Below are 26,399 nucleotides of genomic sequence, written 5' to 3'. Positions count from 1 at the left end.
CGTTTATCAAAAAACCGCACAGCAGAAAATAGATAATAAAGGTTCTGACGCTCATATTTCTAAGCATGATCGTTCCCACGACTATATATTTTGATCGGCATTAGGTTTTATAGCATCGCGCCAGATATTTGTCCTCACGAGATACTCGCGTTTTTCGTTTCGCAGTTTGATTGCCGTGGTTTTACTTAGGGCGCGATAAAGCATCGCATAATTGAAAATACCCCACCGCTTCTCCCGACCTGCTGGCTGAGATAGTGTAGAGGCGATACCATTAACTTTAGCCATACAATACTACTGCAGGTTTATTTAAGGAGCATTGCTACTTTCTGTGGCGCGAGTTTAGCGCGGCTAAATATCTAAAGCTTAAAATATATCGTATAACTTACGCCGTATAATATCTTTTATTCTGCTGGTCATTTTTCACAATGAATAACTAACCTTGTTAAGCGAGCATGTCATCACAAGGCCCCAACATGCCCGCAAACCTACTCAGACTCCTTTGGCGCGGGATTGCATAATGCTTAACGTATCGTGGGACCCTATTTTAGTAGCCATCTCTTTTCTGGTGGCGTTTATCGCCTCGTTCGTTGCCTTAGACAGCGCGGGTAAAATTCGCCAGGCCAGCCGTAAAGCGGCGCTGTTCTGGCGGCTGGCGGGCGGCGTCACGTTGGGCATCGGAATTTGGTCGATGCATTTCATCGGCATGCTGTCGATGAAAATGCCGACGATCGTGAGCTATCATCTTTGGCTCACCCTGGCCTCGCTGGGCGTTGCGGTGCTCGCATCGACCCTGGCGATCAATATCGTCGTGCCGGGGAAGTCCCTTTCACGCTTTCGCCTTTTCCTCTCTACGCTGATACTCAGCTCGGGCGTGGTGGCCATGCATTATGTCGGCATGGCGGCGCTGATGCTTGATAAGGGAATTATGTGGGACAGGCGCATCGTTCTGCTCTCGATAGCGATTGCCGTCGCCGCCTCTGGCGCCGCGCTGTGGCTGGCGTTTCACCTGCGGGATAAATATAAAGGCGTAGTGATTAATCGCATCGCGGCCGCGATAGTTATGGCTGCCGCCGTTTGTGCGATGCACTATACCGGCATGAGCGCCGCGCATTTCCACGATATGTCCCGCACGCTGCCGGGTGGAATTAGCGAGCTGGGCCTTTCAATTTGGGTGTCCGTCACAACCCTGTGCCTTCTGGGGATCATGCTGATTATCTCCCTGGCGGATTCGCACTGGCGCACCAGCCGGCTGACGGACAATCTACGACAGCTAAACCAGCAGCTCGAGCTACAGCCGAATTTTGATGCCCTTACGGGCCTGGTTAATCGCCAGCAAATGGATACGCTGCTGCACAATACGCTGCTGAATAAGAAGCCGTTTGGCCTGGTCTTCCTCGACGTCGACCGCTTCAGGCGCGTGAATGACGCGTGGGGGCACCAGGTGGGCGATGAGCTGCTGGTCAATGTCGCGCAGCGCATTACCGCCAGGCTAAGCCGTGACATGACGCTGGCGCGGCTGGGCGGCGATGCGTTTATCTTACTCCTGCCAGATACCGACGGCGAAAAGCTGAGCGCGTTGCTTCCTTCCCTTCTTGAGGATGCGCGCAGGCCGCTCTCTCTGTGCGGCCATGCGCTAAGCTGCACGCTTAGCGCGGGCGTGAGCCTCTATCCGGAGCACGGCGAAACGCTGCACGAGCTGAAGCTTAAGGCGGATGTTGCCATGCAGCACGTTAAGCGTGAAGGACGCAACGGCTGGGCGCTTTATCGCCCGGATATGTCAACCGACTTACCCACCGAGCCGGCGTTTTTACAGGAACTGTCGCAGGCGCTTGCGCGCGATCGGTTTGAGCTATGGTACCAGCCCATCTGGCACGCCGAGGAAAACGCCATTCACGGCTTCGAGGCCCTGCTTCGCTGGCGGCATCCGGAGCAAGGCATTTTGCTGCCGAACCTGTTTTTACCCACCCTGGAGCAAACCGGTTTAATTATCCCCGTCGGGAACTGGGCCATTGAGGCGGCGTGCCGACAGCTGAACTTCTGGACGGAACAGGGATTTAGCCAGTGGACATTGTCATTTAACCTGTCCCCGGCGCAGTTTGAGCAGCAGGATATCTTCCAGATCGTCTCCGCGGCGCTGCAAAAATATAACCTTGCGCCATCCCGGCTCATTCTGGAAGTCACAGAAAGTACCGCGCTTAAAAATCTCGACCGCAGTATTGAATTGCTTAATGCATTTAATCAGACTGGCATTGCCGTCTCGATTGATGACTTCGGCACCGGATATTCTAACCTGCTGATGTTGAGCGTTTTACCCGCCAAAGAGCTCAAAATTGATAAATCGTTTATCAGTTCGATGCTTGAAAACAATAAAAATCGCAAGCTGGTGGAAACCATCGTCAATATTGCTAAAACGATGGAAATGAACGTCGTCGCGGAAGGTATTGAGACGGAGGAGCAGCAAAACATTCTTACGGCGCTGGGCTGTGATTATCTTCAGGGTTATCTTTTCTCCCCGCCCCTGCCTGCTGAGCAAATTCCCTGGCTATTGCTGCAGAAAAATTCCGATAAACAAATTATACCTATTGGTAAAGTGCATAACGAATCGCCTGCCGTTTCGCAAAAACATCATGGCTGATAAAAAGGAATGACCTATGCCGCAACATGAGTTCGATGCGCTTAACCTTATTCAGACGCCAGTATGGGTGATTTCACCCGCTTCCGAACGCATTATTTTTGCGAATGCGACCGCCATAGAGGTAATGGGAAAGAGTACGCTTGATGAAATGCGCAGCGGAAATTATTCCGCCAGCGCGCAAACGTCGCTTTCGCTGTATGTGCCCGATTTAAAAAACTCCCGCGAAATAGTTGAGATCTGGACGGTGTGCCGCGACGCAAATCTCGCCCCCTTTAGCTGTCGCGTAACGCTTGCCGATTTTGCTTCTCACGGCGAGGTTATCGTTTTCGAAGGCATTGCACCGGGCGCGCCGACCGGGCTCAAAGCCAGCCGTTCGGCAAGCTATCAGCGTAAAAAGCAGGGATTTTACGCCCGATTTTTTTTCACCAATACGGCCCCGATGCTGTTGATTGACCCGGCCCGGGAAGGTCAGATTGTTGATGCGAATCTTGCCGCGCTAAATTTTTACGGCTACTCCCATGACGAGATGTGCAGCAAGCATACCTGGGAAATCAACGCGCTGGGGCGCGATATCCTGCCCATCATGACGGAGATAGCCCGCCTGCCCGGCGGGCATAAACCGCTCAACTTTGTCCACCGTCTGGCTGACGGCACGACGCGACACGTGCAAACCTACGCCGGGCCGATTGAAATCTACGGCGACAAGCTGATGCTGTGCATCGTCCACGATATTACCGAGCAAAAGCGGCTCGAGCTTGAGCTTGAACAGGCCGCGCAGCACGATGCGATGACCGGGCTGCTTAACCGCCGACAGTTTTACACCATTACCGAGTCGCAGCTCCCCACCCAGCAGCAGTTCAGCCTGCTGCTGGTCGATACCGATCGTTTCAAGAGCATCAACGATGTGTTTGGCCATTTGAAGGGGGATGAGGTCCTTGTTTCCCTTGCCCGCACGCTGGAGGCATGTATCCGGACAGAAGACTACGTGTTCCGCTGGGGCGGCGAGGAGTTCGCGATCCTGCTTCCGCGAACCCCTCTTGAAACGGCGATGCAGATCGCCGAAACCATTCGCGTTGCCGTATCACGCATCGCAATCCCTGGCCTGCCGCGTTTTACCGTCAGCATTGGCGTCGCGCGACGCGAGCAGAGCGAAAGCATTGATGAACTTTTCAAACGCGTGGACGATGCGCTGTATCGCGCCAAGAACGAGGGTCGTAATAAAGTCCTTGCCGCATGAAGCTGGAGTATTGATTAAACCCCCGCTACAATGCCCACTCAAAAATAATGCGTTCAGGTGGCTAGATTATTCAATGGGGAAAACAGAAATAATACTCATCGTAATTATTGCCTGCCTGATTATTTTCGGCCTGTGGTTTATTTTCAGCGGTGAGATATGGCTATGGGTAGGTTACCTGGAAAACTCACTGTATCCGAGCATTGAGACGCCTTAATAGCAGGTATTAACCGTTTATTTATTAACAAAAAAGCCCGTTCGCAGACGGGCTTTTTTATTTTGTCACGGGCGATCGTGCTTCTCAATATACATCGTGCGGCTATACGCCACGTCTTCCGGGTTGTTGATCGGATAGCCCTTCACCCACGGTTTGATCAGCCGCCCGTTGGTGTACTGATAGATAGGCGCAATGGGCGCTTTCTCCAACAGGATTTTCTCAGCCATGTTGTAATCCGCGTTGCGCGCTTTCGCCGTGGTTTCAAGCGACGCCTGATTGATCACCTTGTCGTAGGCCGGATCGTTAAAGCGGGAAATGTTGCCGCTGTGGGTCGAGGTAAGCAGCGACAGGAACGTCGACGGCTCGTTGTAGTCCCCTACCCAGGAGGCGCGGATCACGTCGAAGTTGCCGGTGTTGCGGCTATCGATGTAGGTTTTCCACTCCTGATTTTGCAGCTTAACGTCTACGCCCAGGTTTTTCTTCCACATCGACGCCACGGCGATAGCAATCTTCTGGTGGTTTTCCGACGTGTTGTACAGCAGGGTCAGCTTCAGCGGGCGCTGCGGACCATAGCCCGCCGCCTGCAGCAGCGTTTTGGCCTGCGCGTTCAGCTCCTGCTGCGACATCTGCTCAAACGGCGAGGTTTCCGGCGTGAAGCCCGCCGTCACGTCAGGCGTGAAGTGCCATGCCGGCTTCTCACCCGTGCCTAGAACCTTGTCCGCCATAATTCGGCGATCGATAGTCATGCTCAGCGCGAGGCGCACGCGGGCGTCCGCCGTTGGGCCTTTCTGGGTGTTAAAGGCGTAGTAGTAGGTTCCAAGCTGCGGCGGAGTATAGACCTGCCCCGGAATGTCCTTCAGCAGCTTTTGGTACATGTTTTTCGGGAACGATTCGGTGATATCAATATCACCCGCCAGATAGCGCTTGGTGGCCGATGATTCCTGATTGATCGGGATAAATGTGACCTTTTTAATCACCGTCTTCGCGTTATCCCAATAATGCGCGTTCGGCTCAACCACCAGCTTCTCATTGACCACGCGATCCTTAAGCACATACGCGCCGTTCCCGACCAGCGCCCCCGGGCGTGTCCACTCTTTGCCGCTTTCCACATTGGCCTTTTGCACCGGATAAAAAGCGAAGTTTGCCGTCAGGTTGCTGAACCAAGGGAGCGGTTTATTCAGCTCGACGCGCAGGGTTTTGGCGTCCACGGCCGTTACCCCGAGCGTGTTCGGCGCAGCCTTACCGTCGATAATCGCCTGCGCGTTGTTAATGCCCGCCAGGGCGGCAAACCAGGCAAACGGCGAGGTTGTTTTCGGGTCAACCAGGCGCTGCCAGCTGTAAACGAAATCTTGCGCCGTCACCGGCGTGCCATCGGACCATTTAGCGTTATCGCGCAGCGTGAACGTCCAGATGCGGTTATCGTTGCTTTGCCAGCGCGTCGCCACGCCGGGCGTGATTTCCCCTTTTTCGTTCTGGTTGACCAGTCCTTCATAGAGATCGCGGATCACCTGAATTTCCGGCAGGCCAACGGCTTTCGCCGGGTCCAGCGAAGCCGGTTCATCTTTAATATGGCGAACCAGCTCCTGCTTTTGCGCCAGCACCGTTCCCTTTGGCACATCGGCAGCGTAAGAGAGTGAAGAGAGTCCGCACAGCCACAGCGCAGAACAGAGTAGCGAAACAGGATGCTTCATGAGATCCCCTTTTAAAAAGTCAGCAAACGAACGGATGCGTAATTATTTGTTTCGACACGAAGAAATGCAAATGACTTGAGCCGGAAAGTTGATATCTGACAGCTTCTGCGGGCGCTGAAACCATTTGATTAACCGCCAGTTTTGCACAACACTGCCAGAAGTGACTCTCTATTAGGATTTGCTATGACACTCACCCGACCACGAACGGAACGCGGCGCGTTCCCGCCGGGCACTGAACATTATGGCCGTTCATATCTGGGCGCTCCGCTGATCTGGTTCCCCGCTCCGGATGCCGATCGCAGCAGCGGCTTAATCATTGCGGGCACGCACGGCGATGAAAACTCCTCCATCGTCACCCTCTCCTGTGCGCTCCGCACGCTGGCCCCGAACCTGCGTCGCCACCACGTCATTCTGACCGTCAATCCGGACGGCTGTCAGCTTGGCCTGCGTGCGAACGCGCGCGGCGTTGACCTGAACCGCAATTTCCCCGCGGCCAACTGGCGCGCCGGGGAGACCGTCTACCGCTGGAACAGCTCGGCTGAAGCGCGGGACGTCGTGCTGCTGACGGGGGATACGCCCGGCTCGGAGCCCGAAACGCAGGCGCTGTGTCAGCTTATCCATAAGATCCACCCGGCCTGGGTGGTCTCTTTTCACGATCCGCTGGCCTGCATTGAAGATCCTCGCCACACCGCTCTCGGCCAGTGGCTTGCCGACGCCTTCGCCCTGCCGCTCGTCACCAGCGTAGGGTATGAAACGCCGGGGTCGTTTGGCAGCTGGTGCGCCGATTTGAGCCTGCACTGCATCACCGCCGAGTTCCCGCCCATTTCGTCCGACGAGGCGAGCGAAAAGTACCTTAAGGCGATGGTCGAGCTGCTGCGCTGGCAGCCTCAGGGATGAAGCTCGCCGGTGGTGAAATTGAGGGCTGGCGAGACGTCCACCGCCAGCCAGGTTGGCCCATCGAGATCGGCAAATCGCACCTTATTCACCAGCGGCAGCGCCGCGCCGATCGCGCGTGATGTACACAGCATACAGCCCAGCATCAGGGCAAAGCCCTGCGCCTGCGCCGCCGCGGCCAGAGCAAGCGCTTCCGTCAGGCCGCCGGTTTTATCAAGCTTAATGTTCACCATCTCATAGCGGCCCTTGAGCTTTGCAAGGCTGTCGCGGGTGTGGCAGCTTTCGTCGGCGCATATCGGCAGCGGGTGAATAAAATTCTCCAGCGCCGCGTCGTCCCCGGCGGGCAGCGGCTGCTCCAGCATCGCGACGCCGAGATCGGCCAGCAGCTGGCAGCGCGCGGCCAGCCCTTCGGCATGCCACGACTCGTTGGCATCCACAATCAGCGTGGCCGATGGCACCGCCGAGCGAATCGCGACCATGCGCTCGCTGATCAGGCGGTCGTCGAGCTTAACCTTCAGTAACGTTGCCCCGGTCTCAACCAGCGCCCGCGCGCTTGCCGCCATCTGCTCGGGCTCGCCAATCACCACCGTTTGCGCAGTCACGATGGATTCCGGCAGCGTCGCGTTCAGCAGCGTAGCCAGGGACTTTTGCTGCTTTGCCGCCTCGAGGCTCCACAGCGCACAGTCGATGGCGTTTCGCGCAGCGCCCCCCGGCAGTTCAGACTGCAGCGCCTCTCGCGACAGCCCCGTTTGCAGCGCGGGCACCAGCGTCATAATCTGAGCCATGACTGAGGCAAGGCTCTCACCGTAGCGCGGGTACGGCGTACACTCCCCTACGCCCTTTACGCCGTCTTCTTCTATCTCGACCACCACGACGCAGGCCTCGCTGCGGCTGCCGCGGGAGATCACAAACGGGGAATGTAACGGCCAGGCTTCTTCATAGACCTTAACGCTTCTCATCACTGACTCCTTGCGGCCCGGTAAGGCGAAAAAATTGGTTTGCCGTGTTATCCGCTGTTGGCATACACTAGCCACGACGTTAACTATATGTAAACAGGAAGATATCTATGTCACAACTCGTTCATTTCCAGGGCAACCCGGTTGCTGTTGCAGGTTCCATTCCGCAGGCCGGCAGCAAAGCGCAGGCATTTACTCTGGTGGCTAAAGATCTGTCTGACGTCACGCTGTCTCAGTTTGCTGGCAAACGCAAAGTTCTGAACATTTTCCCAAGCATTGATACCGGCGTGTGCGCCGCATCCGTGCGTAAATTCAACCAGCTGGCGACCGAAATGGACAACACCGTTGTGCTGTGCATTTCCGCCGATCTGCCGTTCGCCCAGTCTCGCTTCTGCGGTGCGGAAGGTCTGAGCAACGTTGTTACCCTGTCCACCCTGCGCAGCCCGGATTTCCTGGAGAACTACGGCGTTGGCATTTCTGAAGGCGCGCTGAAAGGCCTGGCTGCCCGTGCGGTTCTGGTGCTGGACGAAAACGACACCGTTCTCTTCAGCGAGCTGGTGAATGAAATCACCACCGAGCCGGATTACGCTGCCGCCCTGGCCGTGCTGAAAGCGTAATATCGCGCGTAAAAAAAGCCTCTTTCACAGAGGCTTTTTTTTTATTCGTCACTTTTTTTCTGGTTCAGGCCATACTCGCGCAGCTTGTTCGCAATCGCGGTGTGCGACACGCCAAGACGCTTGGCCAGTTTGCGCGTGCTCGGATAGCTGCGGTAAAGCTGCGTCAGCACCGAACGCTCGAAGCGGCTGGTAATGTCGTCTAAAGACCCTTCCATCGCCTCCTCGCCTACCGACACCGTTCCCGCATCGTAATCCGGCAGCAAAATATCCTGCGGCCGCAGCTCGTAGCCTTCGAGCTGGGTGAGCGCCCGATAGACCGCGTTTTTGAGCTGGCGAATGTTGCCCGGCCAGCCGTAGCGCGTGAGCACCGTGCCCAGGTCGGCGGAGAGCTTAGGCCGCGGCACGCCCTGTTCGTCGGCAAAGCGCGCCACGAAAAGTTCGGTCAAAGGCATGATGTCCTGCGGGCAGTCGCGCAGCGGCGGAATATTCAGCGTCAGCACGTTAAGGCGATAATAGAGGTCCTCGCGGAAGGCCCCTTTTTGCACCAGCTCGACCAGATTTTTCTGGGTGGCGCAAATCACGCGCACGTCAACGTGCACTTCATGATCTTCACCCACGCGGCGGAAGGTGCCGTCGTTCAGGAAGCGCAGCAGCTTAGCCTGCATGCGCGGGGACATTTCACCGATTTCGTCCAGCAGCACCGAGCCGCCGCTCGCCTGCTCGAAGAAGCCTTTTTTCCCCTCCGGCGCGTGGCCGAACAGCTCGCTTTCAACGGCATCTTCCGGAATCGACGCGCAGTTCAGCGCCAGGTAAGGCTTTGCCGCCCGCGGGCTGGCAAGATGCACCGCGTGGGCCAGCAGGTCTTTGCCGGTGCCGGTGTCCCCGGTAATCAGCAGCGGTGCCGTCAGGTTCGCCAGCTTCCGCGCCTGATCGACCACGTGCCGCATTTTAGGGCTGACCGCAATAATCTGGCTAAATGCGCCCACGTCCTGGCTGGAAAGGTTTTGCAGCTGGCGGCCCATGCGCACCGTGGATCGCAGCATGATCACGGCACCCGTCAGCACGCGGTCGTCATTCTCGCCCTTCAGGTAGACCGGGGTAATTTCCATCAGGAAGTTCTGCCCGTTAATCACCACGTGCTCGCTGTGCGTATTCTGCGGGTTGCTGTCCAGCCAGCGCTGGAAGTTAAAGCCGGGAATCAGCTGGGTGGCGTGGTGATGGCTGAGCTTGTCCTGATTTTGCGCGAAGAGCTGGCAGCTGGCGAGGTTAACGCGCTCAACTTTGCTTTTCAGATCCAGCGACAGGAAAGGCTCCGGCATCGCTTCCAGCAGCGCGCTCAGCGCCAGATGCTCGCGCTCTGACGGCATCCAGGGAATGGTGCGCACGTCCGTAACGCCAGCGATACGGCGGATTTCCGCCATCAGGCTGCTGAAGGTGTTAAATTCAATTTCGGCAAAATTGAGGTAAATTCTCCCGACGGGGTCGATCTCAATGCCACGTAAATCAATGCTACGTAAAACAAGCAGATCGAGTAACTCGCGGGTCAGACCGAGACGGTCTTCACAAAAGACTTCCAGACGCATGGGAAATTCACCGTTTAAGCCATTAACACTAAAATGATATGTCAGAACGCGGCGATCGGGAAGGTGGCTGTCAAGAATTATTGACAGCCAGCACGATTAGTGAACAAACGGGCTTACGACGTCGGCTTTTTATTCAGGGTTTCCTTAAGCTGGCCGATCAGCTCGCGGCGAAAATCCCCCAGCCGCGGTTTGTCGCCGTCGATCCACGGCAGCGGGCGGCAGACCTCCATCGCTTTGATGCCGAGACGGGCGGTCAGCAGACCGGCACCAATCCCCTGCGCCGCGCGGGCCGACAGCCGGGCGGCCAGATCCTGCGACACCCAGTCCATTCCGACTTCCCGCACCAGCTCGCTGGCACCGGCAAACGCAATGTTCAGCAGCACCAGCTTGAACAGGCGCAGGCGGCTATAGTAGCCAAGCTCGATGCCGTAGAGGTTAGCAATGCGGTTAATCAGGCGCAGGTTGCGCCAGGCAATAAACGCCATGTCGACCAGCGCCAGCGGGCTGACGGCGATCATCAGCGTTGACTCTGCAGCAGAGCGGCTTATCTCGCGACGCGCCTGCGCGTCCAGCACCGGCTGGACCATATGCGCGTAGAGCGTGACCACTTCCCGATCGTTTTGCGTTTCGTGGATCGCCGCATACCAGCGCTGGAGCGCCGGATGGGACTGATCGATTCCGGCCTGCCTCGCCAGCGCTTCGCAGAACGCGCGCCCTTTTCCGGTGCCGTGGCTGTGCAGCAAATCGCGCGCTTCATCACGCTCGTGCGCGCGCTGGCGCAGCCGCCACAGCCTGCGCCACTCGGTGGCAACCGACCCGACACCGGCTCCGACGATAAGCGCCCCTGCCGCGCAGCCGCCCAGCGCAACCCAGTCCTGCGTTTGCCACGCGTTGATGGCCCACTGCACGCCCTGCCCAACCACGCTCGCGCCGAACAGCACCAGCCCGGCCGTTACCATTTTGCGCCACAGGCTGCGCTTTGGCCGCAGCGCGGCTTCAACCACCGCTTCGGCCTGCCCCTCTTCAACCAGCGGATCTTCCGCCAGCGCGGGAGAAAAATTCTCCGCCTGCGTGCCACTGAACGTCTGGGACGTTTTAAATACCGTCTGCTGCTCCTGCTCGAGCGGCCCGGTGAAATCAATGCGCGGTTTTAACGGTTCCGTCATCGCAGTTTATCTCCAATCAAAAACTCCAGCGCCGCGTCCAGCCGAATATGCGGTAGCGGCTGGTCAACGCTCATCGCCTGCGGGCGAAAGGCCTCAAACTGAAAGCCCTGGTTTTGCCAGAAGGCCTGTCCCGGCAGGCGCGCGGGGACTTCACCCGGATAAACCGTCAGCGGCTCGCCGTCGCTGAGGCGGTTGCCGCGCAGCGCCGGGATTTTCTCGCCGTTGACGTCAATCAGCCCGCTCTGCGTCGCCTGGACCGACGCCAGCCCCAGGCAATCCATGCCGATCCCCTCAAACGCCGCATTCTGCCACGCGTCCTGCACCAGTTGCTGAAGCAGAGAAACCATGTTGGCGTGCTGATCGACCGTAACGTGGTCCGCCTTGGTGGCGGCGAACAGCAGCTTGTCGATCACCGGCGAAAACAGGCGGCGGAACAGCGTGCGCTGCCCGTAGTGGAAGCTTTGCATCAGCTGAGTGAGCGCCAGGCGCATATCGTTAAACGCCTGCGGCCCGCTGTTTAGCGGCTGCAGGCAGTCCACCAGCACGATCTGGCGGTCAAAGCGTAAGAAGTGATTTTTGTAGAAGCCCTTTACCACCTTTTCACAGTAGTAATTATACCGCTCGCGCAGCATACCGGCGTTGGTGTGCTTCTCCGCCTGGGCCAGCTTCGACTCACCGATGCCGTCCACGTCCGGCCACGGGAAAAACTGCAGCGCGGGCGCACCCGCCAGATCGCCGGGCAATACGAAGCGGCCCGGCTGAATAAAGTGCAGACCTTCCCGCTTGCAGCGGTGCAGATAATCCGTCCAGGCTTCGGCGATGCGCGCCAGGCGGTTTTCATCGGCGGGCGCAAGCGGATCTAAGCCCTCGCAGAGCTGCCGCCACTGGGCGGACCATTCCGCCCGCGGCCCCTGCAGCAGGCCGGTCATTTGCCGCGACCAGCTCAGGTAGTCCTGCGCCAGCATGGGCAAATCGAGCAGCCACTCGCCGGGGTAATCGACAATTTCCAGATACAGCGTGGACGTATCCTTGAAGTGGCGCATCAGCGACTCGTTAGACCGAAAGCGCAGCGCCAGGCGGATTTCACTTACGCCGCGCGTCGGGGTTGGCCAGGAGGGCGGATCGCCGTACAGCTGCGCCAGCCCTTCGTCGTAGGTGAAACGCGGAATGCCAAAATCACGCTGGGGTACGCGCTTTACGCCCAGCAGGCGCTCTTCACGCACCGCGCTCAGCAGCGGCAGGCGCGCCCCCGCGTGCAGGTTCAGCAGCTGGTTCACCATCGCGGTGATAAAGGCCGTCTTGCCGCTGCGGCTCAGCCCGGTCACCGCCAGTCGCAAATGACGATCCGCGCCGCGGTTGACCAGAGAATTAAGTTCGTTTTTAAGTCGCTTCATCGCCGTCCTTCATTGCGGGGAGCCTGGAATGACAGGTTTCAGAATACAATAAATTGGGGCAGATCGTTGATTATCAATTCATAATTATTGCTATTGCCGTTTTTTCTCCAGTAAGATGACTTTAAATAGCTGACGGTCCTGAGCGAGTAAGGTGTATGTCACCCACCATTTATGATATTGCGCGTGTTGCTGGTGTTTCAAAATCAACCGTGTCCAGAGTGCTGAATAAACAAACGAATATATCTCCTGAAGCGCGTGAAAAAGTGCTTAAGGCCATTGATGAATTAAATTATCAGCCCAACAAGCTTGCCCGCGCGCTGACCACTTCCGGCTTTGATGCCATTATGGTCATTTCGACCCGTTCAACTAAAACCACTGCCGGAAATCCCTTTTTCTCCGACGTGCTTCATGCCATTACCGCAAAAGCGGAGCAGGAAGGGTTTGACGTAATATTGCAAACGTCGAAAAGCAATGAAGACGACCTGCTTAAATGCGAAAGTAAAATTAAGCAAAAGATGATCAAAGGGATCATTATGCTCAGCTCACCGGCAAACGAATCCTTTTTTTCCCGCCTGGACGCTTACGGCGTGCCGGTAGTGGTTATTGGTAAACTTGAAGGTGACTATAAAAATATCTATTCCGTCGACACCGATAATTTCAGCGACAGCTTTACGCTAACGGAAACGTTTATTCAGCGTGGGCACAGAAAAATAGCCTGCCTGCACGCGCCGCTGGATTATCACGTCTCTATCGATCGCCTGGCCGGTTATAAAGCCGGGCTGGAAAAGCATAATATCGATATTCATCCAGAGTGGATTATAGACGGCGGCTATACGCACGAAAGCGCCCTTGCTGCCGCCTGTGATTTACTGTCATCCGCTAACCCGCCGGACGCCGTATTTGCCACCGACAGCATGAAGCTTCTCAGCCTTTATCGCGCGGCTGACGAATTAAATCTGATGATTCCGGAACAGCTCGCGGTTGCCGGATACGGTGACCCGATGCTGTCGCTGATCCTTACGCCAGCGCCCGCCGGGTTTGAGATCCCGATACGCAGGCTTGGCGAAGAGAGCTGCGATATTCTCTTCAAGCGTATTTCAGGCGGCCAGGTGCCGCAGAAAGTGCTGATCGATACCCACTTTTCACTTTCACCGTCGCTGCGCTAAAACCAGGGGCTGAATGCCCCTGGTGCTTGCCATTTAGAAGGCGTAATTAACGCCAACGCCCGCGTAGTGGAAACGGTCGCTGTCGCCTTCGTCATGGTCTTCCCACTCATAGGCATATTCGAGCGTCATGGATAAACCATTCGTGAAGTCATAGGCATACAGCATGCCGAGACGGTTAAAATCATGTCCTTCGCGTTCAATATCGTCCTGCCAGTCCCAGTTAGACCAGCGGTCCAGGCCAAGCCGCGTATAGGGCGTGAGCGTGGTATTGCCCAACGCAATCGGCAAATAGGCACGAATTTCCTGGGTGGAAAACTCGCCGTTATTACGCGAACCATCCATATTGAATCCGCGCTCTAAATAGTAATTTACTTTCGCAGAGAATGTTTCGTTAATAGACCACGTAAATCCTGTTTCAGTTTCGACGCGGCTGTCGGAATACCCGGTTTTTTCAAGATCGTTGGCAAACTGATACATGGCGAACCAGCCGCCAAAGCGCCAGTCATCCGCAAGTTTAATATCCCAGTCGGGCTGGATTTTATAGCGCTGCATATTAGCCGTGCCGTCTTTAGCGCCCTGCTCATCTTTAAAATGGTAGCCATAGTTACGGAAACCGCCGGTCAGCCCCAGCGTGAAATCATCTGTGCCGATAAAGCGATAGCGTAGTTCAACCTCAGGACGATCAAAATAGGTGCCGCGAGTCATGCTGCTATAATCCACGGGGCCTTCCTGATACATCGCCAGAGAGATCGTCCACGCATCCCAGGTGGCGTTAAACCAGACGGAAGGCTCATATAACCCGTCCTTATCGTCGGCTTGCCCTTCGACGTTTTCAATTTCATACATGGCGCCAATATTAAACGCCCACTGATTTTCTGTTTCGCTCGCCTGCGCACAGCTAACCCCTGCGCATAAACAAAGCGCAGCACTTTTTAGTAGAGTACTCATAAGTTATTCCTTTAAAATTAAACAAACAAAAAAGCCGGAAATAGATTCCGGCGTACAACACTTATCGAATAGCCGCTTCCGTTTCTGCATCAAAGAAATGGCATTTATTCATATCGAATTGAATAGCAATATTATCTCCGGCGGCGTAATCATTTGCGGCACTCGCGCGAACGACCAGCTCGTGTCCGCCGACGGTGGCATAGAGCATAAACTCGGCTCCGGTTAGCTCCGCCACGCTCACCTTTGCCTCCGTGCCGCCGCTACGTTCAGCGGTCACAATATCTTCGGGGCGAATGCCAAACACGATGGCTTTACGCTGATAGCCCTGCGCATTCAGCGCGGCAAGCAGAGCGTCAGGAATTTCCAGACGCAGCGTTTCCGTCACAAAATACCGATCGTCAATCGCGCCGCGAATGAAATTCATCGCTGGCGATCCGATAAACCCGGCCACGAACATGTTTGCCGGCTCGTTATAAACCTGCTTCGGCGCGCCCACCTGCTGGATAATGCCATCCTTGAGGATCACGATACGGGTTGCCATGGTCATGGCTTCGGTCTGATCGTGGGTGACGTAAATCATGGTGGTGTTCAGCTTCTGGTGCAGCTTGCTGATCTCGGCCCGCATCTGAACGCGAAGCTTTGCATCGAGGTTCGACAGCGGTTCATCCATCAGAAACACCCCAGCCTCGCGCACGATCGCGCGGCCCAGCGCCACGCGCTGACGCTGTCCGCCGGAGAGCGCGCCGGGTTTACGCTTCAAGTACTCCCTCAGCCCCAGGATCTGCGCCGCCCAGCTCACCCGCTCTTCGATGATCGAAGGCGCGATTTTTTGCATCTTGAGGCCAAACGCCATGTTGTCGTAGACCGTCATATGCGGATACAGCGCATAGTTCTGGAAGACCATGGCGATATCGCGAGCCTTTGCGGGCACGTCGTTCATGCACACGCCGTCAATCACCAGCTCGCCCGCGCTGATCTCCTCCAGCCCGGCAATCATGCGCAGCGTCGTCGATTTGCCGCAGCCTGACGGCCCCACAAAAACGATAAACTCCTTGTCCTCAATTTTCAGGTTAAAGTCCTTCACCACGTGGACCTGGTTATCGTAGATTTTCTGGATATGTTTTAGAGAAAGTTGAGCCATTTATGAGTTCCTTATCGATACGGTCCGGGAGGTCCAGAAGTCCGTCAGGCGGTTCCACGTCAGTTCGCGCGTGGAGCGAAGCTGCAGCGCCGCGCGGTCCAGGCCAGGCCCAATCCCCACGGATAGCATGCCAGCCGCATTGATCGCCTCAACGCCCGCCGCGGCATCTTCAATGCCTATTGCCTCTTGAGGACGAACGTGTAGCCCTTCGCAGGCCGCCAGGAAAATTTCCGGATCGGGTTTCGAGCAGATAATGCGCGAGGCGTCGGCGCAAAAATCGAATGCGGTAGCAATCCCCAGCGCGTGCAGAATGCCCGGCGCGTTGAGGGATACCGACGCCAGACCCGTTTTCACTTTCGCTCTACGGATCTCTGCCAGCAGCTCGCGGATGCCCGGCAGCATCGACGCCTCGGTCAACGAGGCCAGAGACTGGACATAGCGCGTATTTTTCTTACCCGCCAGCGCCAGGCACTGTTTGTCGCTAAACGCCCCTTCTTTACCGCCGTGTCGAAGAATGCGCTGGAGAGATTCCATACGGCTAATGCCCTTCAGCTCGTCGTTGAAGGCCTCGTCGATGGTAATTCCAATCTCTTCCGCTACGCTTCGCCACGCGAGAAAGTGAAGGTGCGCGGTGTCGGTAATCACCCCGTCTAAATCGAATATCACCGCTTTAAGCATCATAGCCACCTCCCGTGGTAGCGGTCCCATTAACAAGCGTCAGAAAGTCCGCAGATAAGAAAATGTGCTGCCCGCTTACGCTCACGCGTTTACCCCAGAGCGTGAGCGTGACGGGCTCTGACGTAACGAGGGTCAAAGCATCGCCGTCAAAGGCAATGTGCATGCGCGCGTTTCGCCAGCGCAAAGGAAATGCGAGCGTCTGCCAGTGCGCGGGAAGCCTGGGCGCGAGATGCAGCTCGCCCTCCATTATCTGCAGCCCGGCAAAGCCCTGAACCACGCCGGACCAGATGGCGCCCGTCGCCGCGGCGTGGATGCCCTCATCGCTGCTGTGCGGATCGCTGCCTAAATCAATGGCAACGCCATCCCGCCAGAAGGCGTAAGCGCTGGTAGTGTCGCCGCAGCGGGCGGCCACAATGCCGTGAATGGCTTTGCTGAGAGACGAATCATGAATTGTGCGCGGCTCGTAGAACGCCAGGTTGGCCGCGCACTGCTCGCGCGTAAACCGCTCCGGCAGCAGGTAGTTAAGCATTACAACGTCCGCCTGTTTGAGGATTTGCATCTCATTGACCTCCGCGCGGGAATAGTCCAGCAGGATGGTTTGCTTACCCGCATGCGCCTTATAGCGGCTCAGATCGATAGACGGTTTGGACAGGAAGGTGTCATCCTGCGGGATCACGCCCTCCGCATCGGCCGCCGGGAGCCACAGGCGCGTCAGGAACTGCGCGGCGTTGTGCGAAAATACCGGGTCTTCACGTCCGAATTTCGCCATAAACGCCACCGCGCTCGCCACGTTGTGCCAGGCGAGATAATTGGTGTAGGCGTTGTTATTAACGTGCTCGGTGTATTCGTCCGGTCCAATCACGTCATGAATTTCCAGCCGACCGTTCACCTCGGTCGCGCGCCCCATCCAGAAGGTGGCGGTTTCGACAAGGAGCGTCAGCCCTTCATTGCGCATAAAGGCGTCATCCTGCGTCGCCTGCCAGTAGGCCACCACGGCCCACGCGATATCCGCCACGATGTGGTGTTCCGCCAGCGCGGAAGCGACCTTCTGCCGCATGCCGGTGCGAATATTGATAGCCGCAAACTCCGGCGTTTCTTCCTGCCCGCTGGCGGCGCTTTCCCACGGGAACAGCGCGCCAGGCCAGCCGTTGCGGCGTGCCTTCTCCCGCGCGCCGGAAAGATTGAGCCAGCGGTATCGCAGCAGGCCGCGCGCGACCTCAGGCCGGGTAAAGAGGTGGAAAGGCAGGAGGAAAATTTCGGTGTCCCAGAAGACGTGCCCTTTATACCCTTCTCCGGTCAGCCCTTTTGCCGCAATGCTGCTGCGTTCGTCATGTGCAGGCGTCATGGTCGTCAGATGCCAGACGGCATAATCCATCGCCATTTGATCCTCAGGATCCGAGGACGTCACCGTCAGGCGGCAATCACGCCAGACGCTTTCCCACGCACTCGCCGAGCTTTCCAGCAGAGAGGCGTAACCCCTGGCGGCGCAGGCGTTGAGATCGGCCAGCGCGTTACGGGCAAAAGAGGCCTGCGAAAGCGCTCTGTCCCGGCGATGCGCGACCCAAATCACCTTCTCAAGCGTTACAGTGTCACCTTCTGCCACGCTAAGCGCGTGATGGCTAAGGATCTGGCGGTTTTTCGCCGTAAAGCAGCTGTAGCTGCGCATCGACAGGCGGCAGCTTGCGGTTATGACCACCTCAGACGTGCGGTCCTGCGTTTCATACATCCCCTGCATGACGCGTTCGTCGAACACCCTCACGGACGCTTCATCAAGGTGTTGCCTGCCGCTGTTGGTTTGCGTTGCATCAATGCCGGTTTTCAGCACGATCTGCCCTGCCTCATCCAGAGGCGTGATGCTGAGCCGTAGCGCGGTAAGCGGCAGCTGATCTAACGATACAAAGCGTCGGCTCTCCAGGCGGTAGCGTTTCCCCGCGGGGGTACGCCAGACCACGCTGCGGGTCAGCTCGCCGTTGGCAAAAGCCAGCTCTCGCTGCCAGCTCAGGCACTCTCCGGATATCAGCGAGAACGGATTGCCGTCCAGTTCGATATCCACGCCCATCACGTCCGGCAGGTTAACCAGCTCGCTTGTCTCGTTGCGCCCGGCGCGATGATACAGCCCGGCAAGATACATCCCCCGCGTTTGCTGGGTGTAGTCTTCCTCGTGCGCGGCGCGGATCCCCATGTAGCCATTACCGCAGGCCATCACGGAGGCAAATTTGTTCAGGCTGTGCGGGCAAAAAGCCGGATCGGTTAATACAGACAGGTTCAGCATAGCGTCACGCTTTCTCCTTTCTCTGCCGCCTCGTACAGCGCAGCCACTAACTGCTGGATAACCAGCCCCTGTTCAGCATCGGCGATCGTGACCGGCTCGCCCATGACGTGGCGGACAAACGCGTCCATGCTGCGCAAATGACGCTGGTCATCGGCCTCTTCGCGCGCTAAAAGCGTGTGCAATTCGCCGCCCTCGTCAGCGTAAATCTGCGCCGGAAACAGCGTGGCGCCGGCTTTTTCTCCGCAAAACGACACGTTCATAATCGACTGCTCACGAATGTTGAGGGCAAAGGAGGTGTCCAGGCGCAGAATGCCGCCGTTGCAGAACTCAATCGTGCCAAACAGCGCATCCTCCACGGTAAACTGCGCCGGGTCCCACTCGCCAAACTGGCCGCTGCTTTTGCGGTTGCCGAGCCGCTGGAAGCTGTGCGCCGTCACTCGCTTAACGGCCGGAAAGCCCAGCACGTACATCGCGGCATCCAGCATGTGAATGCCGATGTCAATCAGCGGCCCGCCGCCCTGGAGGGATTTATTGGTGAATACGCCCCAGCCGGGGACGCCGCAGCGGCGCAGCGCCTGCGCCGTTGTGAAGTAGATTTCACCAAAGGTTCCGTTCATGACGGCCTCACGCAGCAGCTGCGTATCCAGCGCAAAACGGTGGTGGAAATCATAGGCCAGCACCTTTCCCGCCCTGCGGGCCGCCATGCGCATCAGATCGGCCTCCTGCGGCGTCATGGCAGGCGGCTTCTCACACATAACGTGACACCCCGCCTCAAGCGCCGCCAGCGCGTGTTCAAAGTGAAAACGGTTGGGGGAACACACGCTCACGATATCGGGTTTCACCGCATGCAACATTTCGCGAACGTCCTGCCATGCGGACGCAATGGCATGACGTTCAGCAAACGCCTGAGCCTGTTCAGGGCGGCTGTCCATGACGGCCACCATCTGAACATCACTGCGCGTGGCGTAATACGATGCATGCACTTTGTCTGCTACCTGCCCGGCACCGATGATGGCAACGCGCAAAGGAGAAGAGGTTGAAGCACTCATCACGCTTGTCATCCTTAGCATTCACGCAGGTACGCCAACGAATCCCGATAGGCCTGAGCCGGATCGTCTGCGCGAACGCGGCACTCATAGACCACATACCCCTGATAGTTATCCGCGCGAAGCTGGTCGAAAAGCGTGGCAAAATCCAGGCTTCCGCTTCCCGGCTGGTAGCGGTGATTATCGGCAATATGCACGTGGCCGAGCAGATCGCGGTTAAGATGCAGCGCATCCGTCAGCGAGTCTTCTTCAATGTTCATGTGGTAGAAATCGCCGATGATCTGCACGTTATTCAGCGCGTTCTCTTCAATGTAACGACGCGCGTCAGCCAGGGTGTTGATCATGTGATCCTGATAGCGGTTCAGCGGCTCAAGGAACACGGTCGTTCCCGTGCGCGCGGCCACCTCATCAAGCCAGCGCAAGGACGCGCTGACCGCGTTGCGATCCCCTTCCAGGCTGCGCGGCGACGTCATCGGCGGCAGGCGGAAGGTGAACATTCCCCACGCGGCGGGCACGATGATGCCCTTCCCGCCGACTTCGGCAAGCGCTTCCAGGATGCGTTCGATCTGCTTGAGGCCGTTCAGACGACGCTCTTCGATGAAGTCGCCAATCCATCCATCGTAGCCGCCGCAGGCGGTTGTTACAGGTAAACCCGTTGCGTTGATTGCTGCCTTCACCTCGTCGAGGTTTTCGACCAGCAGCTTGCCGTCGATTTCATAGCCATCAAATCCCATTGATTTGATGTACTGGAACTTTTCCAGAAGGGTGGTCGGGAAAAAGGCCTGGTTCTGCGTTGCGATTTTCATTGTTTGCTCTCCGTAGCTTAAAACGTGACGCCCATTTTGATGCTCAGCTCAGGGTGCTGATCCACGTACTTCATGTAGCTTTCCGCGCTGGTCTGGAAAGTGACGACCGGATCGATCAGATCCTCACAGTTGAGGTAACCGTTCATCAGCAGCTCCCAGCAGGTCTCTTCGATGCGCTTGCGGCTCCAGCGCGGATAGTCCGGGTTCGGCTCGCTGCACGCGCGGGAAAAAACAATCTTCGCGTTGTTGAAGTGGGCTTCGCGACCCAGGTTGAAGCCTTCGGCAAACGGCTTGGCAAAGGCAACGTAAGAGATCGTGCCGCCATACGCCAGGCCGCGCAGCGCAGACTGCAGCGCGTCGGCGAAGCCGCTGGTTTCGATGATCACGTCCGCGCCCTGCTTGCCGGTCAGCTTTTTGATTTCCAGACCGACGTCGGTCCCGATGGGGTTCAGGCAGTGGTCAGCGCCATGGCGACGCGCTATCTCGCAGCGGTGGGCGATAGGATCGACGCCGATGACCACGGAGGCTCCGGCTTTTTTCGCCAGCTGAACCGCGATCTGGCCAATTGCTCCCAGACCTACGACCACCACAAAATCCCCTACCCGCACGTTGGCATCGCGCACGCCGCTCATGGCGAACTGCGCCGGGTCGTAGCACACCGCGTTTTTCCAGGACGCGCCCTGCGGCATTTTGCGCAGCTTGTAGTTATCAACGGCGTTCACAATCACCGTTTCCTGCAGCGGGCCGTAGCAGCAGACGGTATCGCCCAGCTGATAGTCGGTGACGTCAGCACCGCATTCGATCACCTCACCGACGATCATATTTCCCAGCTGAAACTTGCCAAACTCGATGCCGCGAGCTGCCCCCGCCTCGCGCGGGGTAAACATCTGCCAGTCGGCGTTAAACTCTTCATCAATAAATGGGCTGGCCGCACGAAAATCCACGACCTCCGTGCCGTGCTTCGGCGCGCCGAAACGGGCATGGATTTTAACTTCATGTGCCGCAACGGGACGGTCTTCATACTCCACCAGCGCCGCTACGCGAGGGGCTGTCGCTACTAACTTTTTCATCGTAACTCCTTGTTAAAATTCTCCGCCTCAGCCTTTTACGCCACCGGCGGTCAAACCACTTTTAATAAAACGTTCGGAAAGCGCGTACATGATGACAACCGGAAGCGCTGTCACCAGTGATGCCGCCATCATGCGGCCCCAGATGTAATCCGGTGTGCTAAAGAGCGTGTTCAGCCCGACCGGCAGGGTGAAGTTGCTGGCGCTGGACAGGAAAATGGAGGCGAACAGATAGTCATTCCACGCCACCATGAAGCAGTAGACAAAGACCGACACCAGACCGGATATCGCCAGCGGCACCGTAATGCGGAAGATGATCTGCAGGCGATTCAGGCCATCCATCATTGCCGCCTCTTCGATCTCATCCGGGATGGTGTCGAAATAGCTTCGCAGCATGAATACCGAGGTTGGCAGCGTCTGGGTCACCATGGTGACGATCAGCGCCAGCTCCGTGTCGTACAGCCCCAGTGCCGTGATGATTTTGAACAGCGGCACGACCAGCAAAATCCCGGAAAACATGTAAACGGTATAGAAACTCGCGTTAATGGTGGTGCGGCCCTTAAAGCGCAGCTTGGATAAGGCGTATGCCCCCAGCGTGCCGAGGAAAACCGCTATCACTGACGACGTGAGCGAAACCACCATGCTGTTTCTGAAATAGTCCACAAACGGGAAGATCAGCGGATTAAAGATGTCGACGTAATGCTGCAACGTCCACGCCTGCGGCAGAATCGTTGGGTGCAGCGAAATGGCCTCCTTCGCGCTCTTGAACGAGGTCATCAGCATCACGAAGAACGGGAACAGCGTGATAATCAGGAACACGGCCAGCCCGAGATAAAAACCAATACGGCTCAGTACGCGTTTATTTGTTGCCATTGAGGTTTACCCTTTTTCTGGTCAGCAGAATGACGGCGAAAATAATCACAAACAGAACGACGGATATCGCGGCCGCTTTGCCCAGGTCATTGAACGCAAAGGCCGTTTTATAGAGATAGACGCCCAAAATATCGACCTTGGTTGTCAGCAGATAAACGTCTGCGAACATGTAGAACATCCAGATCGTCCTGAGCGTCACGACCGTTGCCAGCACCGGCATAATGGCGGGCAGCGTGACGATCCGAAAACGCTGCCAGGCGTTTGCCCCGTCCATCTCGGCGGCCTCATACAGCGATTTATCAACCGTTTGCAGAATCGCCAAAAAGGAGATGAAGGCGTAGGGGAAGTAGCGCCAGATAGCGAACAGCACCACCAGGACAAAACTGCTGCCCGGGTTGTCGAACCACAGCGGCGCCTGGTCATACAGATGCAAGAGATCGACGCCCAGATAGTTCACAATCCCGTAGCCGTTGTTGAACATGTATTTCCATGCAAACACCAGCGAGATCGACGGCGTGACGTAGGACAAAATCACCAGCGACCGCGCGGTTTTGCGCAGGCGAAACTCGCGGTTAAAGAAGATGGCTACAGCCAGCCCCAGCCCCGTGCTGCCCAGTACCACCAGCGCGGTGTACCAGAACGTCATCCACAGGGAGTGCCAGAACGCCGCGTCTCCGAGAATGCGGATGTAGTTATCCAGACCGACAAACACCGCATCAATGCGCGGGTTGAGCGGCAGGCGTAAGAAACTAATTTCAATGTTGGAAATCATCGGCCAGGCCACCAGGCCCCCCAGCAAAAGCAGGCTGGGGGCCAGCAGCAGCATGGCGAAAGGCATATCTGAACGACCAGAAAACAACGTCTTCATAATTCCCTTCCGCAGAGCGCTCCTATTGTTGTGAAATGAGATCGCTCAGACGCTTCTGGCTACTGCTCAAGGTTGCGCTGAGATCTTGTTTACCGACCGTAACGTTATGCACCATCGAGCTGATGATGCCGGAGCCCGTTACGTCTCCCATGCGCGTGAAGTTTTTATCGCCTACGGCACCGAACACCTGCAGGTTCGGGAACTGGGCGATCAGCTCATAGGGAAGTTGGCCAAAGGCCTGAATGACCTTGTTTGATTTCCAGGTGTCGGTTCCGACGACGAGTTTATTGACCGGCAGCGCGGCACCGGGCGACATCATGACCCAGTCAGTGGCGTTTTGTGCCTGCTCCATCCAGACGACAAACTTCTTCGCCGCGGCGGTCTCCTCCTCCGTTTGACCCGCGGTAATGGTGAGGGACGTCACCATGCCATAGACCGCGGAGGACCGTTCGGTGGGGACAACAAAGCCCAGATTGGCCGGATTTCCTTCGCTAAAGACGGCAGGCAAAATGTAGGTGGAGTAAACCGCCATTGGCGCAGAATCGTTCATAAAGGCGTCTTTTATTTCCATGACGTCGTTAGAGCCCGGCATGGTCGTCGCCGCCAGATTTTTATAAAACGCCAGCGCTTTTGACATGGCTGGGGTATCAATCTGTACGTTGCCCTGTGCATCAAAGACGTTCGCCCCGCCCGAGAGCGCAAACTGAGAAAACGCCTGCTCCGTCATGACGCTTTCCGCCGTTGGCAGCGCAATGCCGTAGTGCTTTTTAGCGGGATCGTTAAGCGCCTGGCTGGCTTTAAGCAGCTGCTCCCAGTTGTGCGGCTCCTCGATGCCAGCTGCGGCCAGCGCATCTTTGTGATACCAAACGCCTGAAAGCCATGCGCTTATCGGTACGCCGGTCCACGCGGAGCCATCTTCCGTGCGAACCACGCGTAAGATGCCGTCATAAAAGGTCTTTTCCCCGACGGCCTTAACGGCTTCACCGATCGCCTCGCGGTCGAGCAAATGCTCTTTATCCATCACCTTTGCGTAGTCATGGCTAATTTCAATAATCTCCGGCAGCGCGCCGGTGCGGGCCAGCGTAATCACCTTGGTGTTATAGGCATCTTCTTCAACCGGAACCTGTTTTACGGTAATGCCGGGATTTTCTTGCTCGAATTTTTCAATGAGTTTCGTAATGACCGCCTGGCGTTCCTGCTCCACCGAGGAATGCATAAATTCGATGGTGACCGATGACGATTTATCGTCCTTGCAGCCCGATATCAGGGCGCACGAAACCAGTGCTGATAACAGCACAATTCTGGGTATCTTCATTTTGTAGGTCCTTTTTTAGTTTTCTTTAATCCACATAACCTGCCATGGATTTAGGGTAAGTGCCGTGCCTTTAATAATATGTTGAGTCAATAATTCCCGGCCACAGTGTGTATTTGAAAGCAGGGATTGCGCGTTATTACTGAAATTAAACAGCCCTGTAATACGTTCGCCATCGCCAGCGGTGCGCGTAATTTTCAGAATACATTTATTCACCACATCAAACTCTGCCCTGCTCGCAGGATGGAATGCTTTCTCTTTACGACGAATGGCAATAAGTTCAGTTAAGCGTTTATAAATCTTGTGGCGTAGCGTTTCACTATTTTCCAGCTGAGCATCCACCTCACCTGCTTTAAATTTTTTCCGATTGATGGCGCGGTTATATCCCAAGCGCTCAACGCCGTCATAATCATTACGCGAACCGAGAATGCTCTGAATATAAACTGCCGGCACGCCGGGGAAGCTCAGGAGTACGGCATGGGCTAATATAAATCGGGCAATGCGCTGTTGATCTTCACCGTCGCGAGGGCTTAATGCATCCAGATAGGTCACATTAATTTCATAAGGGCTTCGCGTACCGTCAGGGTTATTTTTCCAGTTAACCAGCGCCCCTTCCTGCTGGAGCTGTTCTACCAGCGCCAGAATATCTGACTCGGGCAAAATGCCGCGCAGCGGGTTAAGGCCAATGCCATCGTGCGAGGCAAGGAAGTTAAACCATGTGGTCTCGGCTGACGGCAGCGACAGCGACGACGCCCAGCGCGCCAGAGCCTGAACATCCTGACGGTGAACCGCGTGCATCACCAGCGGCGGCAGCGAAAACTGATACACCATCTGCGCTTCATTTTTGCCGTCGCCAAAGTAGGAAACGTTGTCCTTATGCGGAACATTCGTCTCTGTGATAATGACCGTACCCGGCGCAACCCTGTCGGTAATGGCGCGGAAAAGCTGAATAAGGCGATGCGTTTGTTCAAGATGGATGCAGCTCGTGCCGGGTATTTTCCACATGAAACCAACGGCATCCAGACGAACGTATCGCGCCCCTTCCATCAGGTAGTGCAGCAGCACGTCCACCATCGCAATCAGCACGTTGGGAGAGGCAAAGTTCAGGTCAATCTGGTCTTCGCTGAAGGTGGTCCAGAGGTGTCTGGTGCTGCCATCACGGAGCGTGAACGGCGTCAAAAGCGGCAAAGCACGCGGACGCGTCACCGCTGATAGGTCCGTTTCAGGATCCACGGCAATAAAGAAATCGTCATAGCCTGGCTTCTGTTCAAGATAATGACGAAACCATTCGCTTTTCGCCGACATGTGATTACAGACAAAATCAAACATCAGGCTTGCAGAACATTTTAATTCGGCAACATCCTGCCATGTTCCGGTTTCTGGAGCGACCTGGTGATAATCAACAACTGAAAATCCGTCGTCAGAAGACCACGGGTAAAATGGCAGAAGATGGACGTGCGAAAAAGAGCCTGAAAGCCATTTATTATAAAAGCGCGTGAAAACAGGCAGCGCCTTCTCCCCTTCACGGGAAAATTGATCGGCATAGGTTATCAGGACAACGTCTTTTTCATCCCAGCCTGTTTTACGATCCTCACTAATTACAGAGCAGGCTTTATCTATTTTCTCGAACAGCACGCTGCGATGCGTTCCAGAAAAGCTTTCGCCGTAAACAAGATCTAATAATCCATTAATTTTATCGTTCACAATGTTTTCCATGGTAGCGGTCCCACGAAGTGGCAATCTACTCCCACGAAAATTATCTGTCAACGGACCTGAGGAAAGAAAAAGACTATTGCAACGCAGTGCAAATCATTAATGTGAGCTGCCGCAAAGAA

23 protein-coding genes are annotated in these 26,399 nt (G+C 56.3%); 6 read left to right on the top strand and 17 right to left on the bottom strand.

Going from position 1 to position 26,399, the window contains the following annotated elements:
- Nucleotides 1-81: 81 nt before the first annotated feature.
- Nucleotides 82-285 (bottom strand): hypothetical protein, encoded by a 204-nt coding sequence (locus AB8804_RS02345; RefSeq protein ID WP_371182605.1) that lies wholly within the window; start codon nt 283-285, stop codon nt 82-84.
- A 232-nt stretch (nt 286-517) separates the two neighbouring features.
- On the opposite strand from AB8804_RS02345, the gene AB8804_RS02340 reads away from it, so the two are divergent.
- From AB8804_RS02340 to AB8804_RS02330, 3 genes are read left to right on the top strand one after another with little or no spacing between them, the layout of a single operon-like run.
- Nucleotides 518-2,635 carry a putative bifunctional diguanylate cyclase/phosphodiesterase gene (locus AB8804_RS02340; RefSeq protein ID WP_371182603.1) on the top strand — a complete coding sequence of 706 codons (2,118 nt, stop codon included), beginning with the start codon at nt 518-520 and terminating at the stop codon, nt 2,633-2,635.
- Nucleotides 2,636-2,651: 16 nt separating this feature from the next.
- Nucleotides 2,652-3,872, top strand: coding sequence for a diguanylate cyclase domain-containing protein (locus tag AB8804_RS02335; RefSeq protein ID WP_371182601.1), 1,221 nt, complete (start codon nt 2,652-2,654; stop codon nt 3,870-3,872).
- Entirely contained in the window at nt 3,796-4,086 is a 291-nt protein-coding gene (locus tag AB8804_RS02330) for an Ecr family regulatory small membrane protein (RefSeq protein WP_371182599.1), read from the top strand. Before AB8804_RS02335 ends, AB8804_RS02330 begins: the two co-directional genes overlap by 77 nt.
- Nucleotides 4,087-4,151: 65 nt before the next feature.
- On the opposite strand, the gene AB8804_RS02325 is transcribed toward AB8804_RS02330, so the two are convergent.
- Entirely contained in the window at nt 4,152-5,777 is a 1,626-nt protein-coding gene (locus AB8804_RS02325) for an ABC transporter substrate-binding protein (RefSeq protein ID WP_371182597.1), read from the bottom strand.
- Between the two features lie 183 nt (nt 5,778-5,960).
- Here AB8804_RS02325 and mpaA point away from each other — a divergent pair, with 183 nt between their 5' ends.
- On the top strand, nt 5,961-6,674 hold the full coding sequence (mpaA, locus tag AB8804_RS02320) for a murein tripeptide amidase MpaA (protein ID WP_371182595.1): 714 nt from the start codon (nt 5,961-5,963) through the stop codon (nt 6,672-6,674).
- On the opposite strand, the gene ycjG is transcribed toward mpaA, so the two are convergent.
- Nucleotides 6,665-7,630, bottom strand: a complete 966-nt coding sequence (ycjG, locus tag AB8804_RS02315; RefSeq protein WP_371182592.1) for an L-Ala-D/L-Glu epimerase — start codon at nt 7,628-7,630, stop codon at nt 6,665-6,667. The two genes, mpaA and ycjG, sit on opposite strands and share 10 nt — an antisense overlap.
- 107 nt (nt 7,631-7,737) lie before the next feature.
- On the opposite strand from ycjG, the gene tpx reads away from it, so the two are divergent.
- Entirely contained in the window at nt 7,738-8,244 is a 507-nt protein-coding gene (tpx, locus tag AB8804_RS02310) for a thiol peroxidase (protein ID WP_371182590.1), read from the top strand.
- Between the two features lie 41 nt (nt 8,245-8,285).
- Here tpx and tyrR read toward each other — a convergent pair whose 3' ends face one another.
- The 3 genes from tyrR to AB8804_RS02295 all read right to left on the bottom strand — a co-directional run bounded on the left by tyrR (nt 8,286) and on the right by AB8804_RS02295 (nt 12,387).
- Nucleotides 8,286-9,827 (bottom strand): transcriptional regulator TyrR, encoded by a 1,542-nt coding sequence (tyrR, locus tag AB8804_RS02305; protein WP_371182588.1) that lies wholly within the window; start codon nt 9,825-9,827, stop codon nt 8,286-8,288.
- A 113-nt stretch (nt 9,828-9,940) separates the two neighbouring features.
- Nucleotides 9,941-10,993, bottom strand: a complete 1,053-nt coding sequence (locus tag AB8804_RS02300) for a TIGR01620 family protein (protein WP_371182586.1) — start codon at nt 10,991-10,993, stop codon at nt 9,941-9,943.
- Complete coding sequence (locus AB8804_RS02295; protein ID WP_371182585.1) at nt 10,990-12,387, bottom strand: YcjX family protein; 1,398 nt, start codon at nt 12,385-12,387, stop codon at nt 10,990-10,992. The genes AB8804_RS02300 and AB8804_RS02295 overlap by 4 nt, the downstream gene beginning before the upstream one ends.
- A gap of 155 nt (nt 12,388-12,542) precedes the next feature.
- Between AB8804_RS02295 and AB8804_RS02290 the strand changes: the two genes are divergently transcribed.
- Nucleotides 12,543-13,553 carry a LacI family DNA-binding transcriptional regulator gene (locus AB8804_RS02290; protein WP_371182583.1) on the top strand — a complete coding sequence of 337 codons (1,011 nt, stop codon included), beginning with the start codon at nt 12,543-12,545 and terminating at the stop codon, nt 13,551-13,553.
- Nucleotides 13,554-13,586: 33 nt separating this feature from the next.
- On the opposite strand, the gene AB8804_RS02285 is transcribed toward AB8804_RS02290, so the two are convergent.
- The 11 genes from AB8804_RS02285 to AB8804_RS02235 all read right to left on the bottom strand — a co-directional run bounded on the left by AB8804_RS02285 (nt 13,587) and on the right by AB8804_RS02235 (nt 26,280).
- The gene (locus tag AB8804_RS02285; RefSeq protein ID WP_371182581.1) at nt 13,587-14,501 is read right to left on the bottom strand and encodes an OmpG family monomeric porin; all 915 of its coding nucleotides are present in this window, start codon (nt 14,499-14,501) and stop codon (nt 13,587-13,589) included.
- 61 nt (nt 14,502-14,562) lie between these two features.
- Nucleotides 14,563-15,642, bottom strand: a complete 1,080-nt coding sequence (locus AB8804_RS02280; protein WP_371182579.1) for an ABC transporter ATP-binding protein — start codon at nt 15,640-15,642, stop codon at nt 14,563-14,565.
- Complete coding sequence (pgmB, locus tag AB8804_RS02275; protein ID WP_371182577.1) at nt 15,643-16,323, bottom strand: beta-phosphoglucomutase; 681 nt, start codon at nt 16,321-16,323, stop codon at nt 15,643-15,645. It lies immediately after the preceding gene.
- Nucleotides 16,313-18,592 carry a glycoside hydrolase family 65 protein gene (locus tag AB8804_RS02270; RefSeq protein WP_371182574.1) on the bottom strand — a complete coding sequence of 760 codons (2,280 nt, stop codon included), beginning with the start codon at nt 18,590-18,592 and terminating at the stop codon, nt 16,313-16,315. Before AB8804_RS02270 ends, pgmB begins: the two co-directional genes overlap by 11 nt.
- Nucleotides 18,586-19,644: a Gfo/Idh/MocA family protein gene (locus tag AB8804_RS02265; RefSeq protein WP_371182572.1), complete on the bottom strand. Its 1,059-nt coding sequence runs from the start codon at nt 19,642-19,644 to the stop codon at nt 18,586-18,588. The genes AB8804_RS02270 and AB8804_RS02265 overlap by 7 nt, the downstream gene beginning before the upstream one ends.
- Before the next feature lie 11 nt (nt 19,645-19,655).
- The gene (locus AB8804_RS02260) at nt 19,656-20,444 is read right to left on the bottom strand and encodes a sugar phosphate isomerase/epimerase family protein (RefSeq protein WP_371182570.1); all 789 of its coding nucleotides are present in this window, start codon (nt 20,442-20,444) and stop codon (nt 19,656-19,658) included.
- Nucleotides 20,445-20,461: 17 nt separating this feature from the next.
- Nucleotides 20,462-21,514, bottom strand: coding sequence for a zinc-binding alcohol dehydrogenase (locus AB8804_RS02255; RefSeq protein WP_371182567.1), 1,053 nt, complete (start codon nt 21,512-21,514; stop codon nt 20,462-20,464).
- A 27-nt stretch (nt 21,515-21,541) separates the two neighbouring features.
- Nucleotides 21,542-22,384, bottom strand: coding sequence for a carbohydrate ABC transporter permease (locus AB8804_RS02250; protein WP_112011703.1), 843 nt, complete (start codon nt 22,382-22,384; stop codon nt 21,542-21,544).
- Entirely contained in the window at nt 22,371-23,252 is an 882-nt protein-coding gene (locus AB8804_RS02245; RefSeq protein WP_371182564.1) for a carbohydrate ABC transporter permease, read from the bottom strand. The genes AB8804_RS02250 and AB8804_RS02245 overlap by 14 nt, the downstream gene beginning before the upstream one ends.
- 22 nt (nt 23,253-23,274) lie before the next feature.
- Nucleotides 23,275-24,567 carry an ABC transporter substrate-binding protein gene (locus tag AB8804_RS02240; protein ID WP_371182562.1) on the bottom strand — a complete coding sequence of 431 codons (1,293 nt, stop codon included), beginning with the start codon at nt 24,565-24,567 and terminating at the stop codon, nt 23,275-23,277.
- Nucleotides 24,568-24,582: 15 nt separating this feature from the next.
- Complete coding sequence (locus tag AB8804_RS02235; protein ID WP_371182560.1) at nt 24,583-26,280, bottom strand: sugar phosphorylase; 1,698 nt, start codon at nt 26,278-26,280, stop codon at nt 24,583-24,585.
- Nucleotides 26,281-26,399 lie beyond the last annotated feature (119 nt).

The sequence above is a fragment of the Enterobacter sp. KBR-315C3_2022 genome (assembly GCF_041399425.1).
In the GTDB taxonomy this organism is placed as follows: domain Bacteria; phylum Pseudomonadota; class Gammaproteobacteria; order Enterobacterales; family Enterobacteriaceae; genus Enterobacter.
Note: the sequence above shows the minus strand (reverse complement) of the source record. Positions and strands in the feature narration are given on the sequence as shown.

What these genes read in the sequence shown, in the direction of transcription:
- AB8804_RS02345 (WP_371182605.1), bottom strand. Translation starts at nt 285, where the DNA reads ATGGCTAAAGTTAATGGTATCGCCTCTACACTATCTCAGCCAGCAGGT.
- AB8804_RS02340 (WP_371182603.1), top strand. Translation starts at nt 518, where the DNA reads ATGCTTAACGTATCGTGGGACCCTATTTTAGTAGCCATCTCTTTTCTG.
- AB8804_RS02335 (WP_371182601.1), top strand. Translation starts at nt 2,652, where the DNA reads ATGCCGCAACATGAGTTCGATGCGCTTAACCTTATTCAGACGCCAGTA.
- AB8804_RS02330 (WP_371182599.1), top strand. Translation starts at nt 3,796, where the DNA reads ATGAACTTTTCAAACGCGTGGACGATGCGCTGTATCGCGCCAAGAACG.
- AB8804_RS02325 (WP_371182597.1), bottom strand. Translation starts at nt 5,777, where the DNA reads ATGAAGCATCCTGTTTCGCTACTCTGTTCTGCGCTGTGGCTGTGCGGA.
- mpaA (WP_371182595.1), top strand. Translation starts at nt 5,961, where the DNA reads ATGACACTCACCCGACCACGAACGGAACGCGGCGCGTTCCCGCCGGGC.
- ycjG (WP_371182592.1), bottom strand. Translation starts at nt 7,630, where the DNA reads ATGAGAAGCGTTAAGGTCTATGAAGAAGCCTGGCCGTTACATTCCCCG.
- tpx (WP_371182590.1), top strand. Translation starts at nt 7,738, where the DNA reads ATGTCACAACTCGTTCATTTCCAGGGCAACCCGGTTGCTGTTGCAGGT.
- tyrR (WP_371182588.1), bottom strand. Translation starts at nt 9,827, where the DNA reads ATGCGTCTGGAAGTCTTTTGTGAAGACCGTCTCGGTCTGACCCGCGAG.
- AB8804_RS02300 (WP_371182586.1), bottom strand. Translation starts at nt 10,993, where the DNA reads ATGACGGAACCGTTAAAACCGCGCATTGATTTCACCGGGCCGCTCGAG.
- AB8804_RS02295 (WP_371182585.1), bottom strand. Translation starts at nt 12,387, where the DNA reads ATGAAGCGACTTAAAAACGAACTTAATTCTCTGGTCAACCGCGGCGCG.
- AB8804_RS02290 (WP_371182583.1), top strand. Translation starts at nt 12,543, where the DNA reads ATGTCACCCACCATTTATGATATTGCGCGTGTTGCTGGTGTTTCAAAA.
- AB8804_RS02285 (WP_371182581.1), bottom strand. Translation starts at nt 14,501, where the DNA reads ATGAGTACTCTACTAAAAAGTGCTGCGCTTTGTTTATGCGCAGGGGTT.
- AB8804_RS02280 (WP_371182579.1), bottom strand. Translation starts at nt 15,642, where the DNA reads ATGGCTCAACTTTCTCTAAAACATATCCAGAAAATCTACGATAACCAG.
- pgmB (WP_371182577.1), bottom strand. Translation starts at nt 16,323, where the DNA reads ATGATGCTTAAAGCGGTGATATTCGATTTAGACGGGGTGATTACCGAC.
- AB8804_RS02270 (WP_371182574.1), bottom strand. Translation starts at nt 18,592, where the DNA reads ATGCTGAACCTGTCTGTATTAACCGATCCGGCTTTTTGCCCGCACAGC.
- AB8804_RS02260 (WP_371182570.1), bottom strand. Translation starts at nt 20,444, where the DNA reads ATGAAAATCGCAACGCAGAACCAGGCCTTTTTCCCGACCACCCTTCTG.
- AB8804_RS02255 (WP_371182567.1), bottom strand. Translation starts at nt 21,514, where the DNA reads ATGAAAAAGTTAGTAGCGACAGCCCCTCGCGTAGCGGCGCTGGTGGAG.
- AB8804_RS02250 (WP_112011703.1), bottom strand. Translation starts at nt 22,384, where the DNA reads ATGGCAACAAATAAACGCGTACTGAGCCGTATTGGTTTTTATCTCGGG.
- AB8804_RS02245 (WP_371182564.1), bottom strand. Translation starts at nt 23,252, where the DNA reads ATGAAGACGTTGTTTTCTGGTCGTTCAGATATGCCTTTCGCCATGCTG.
- AB8804_RS02240 (WP_371182562.1), bottom strand. Translation starts at nt 24,567, where the DNA reads ATGAAGATACCCAGAATTGTGCTGTTATCAGCACTGGTTTCGTGCGCC.
- AB8804_RS02235 (WP_371182560.1), bottom strand. Translation starts at nt 26,280, where the DNA reads ATGGAAAACATTGTGAACGATAAAATTAATGGATTATTAGATCTTGTT.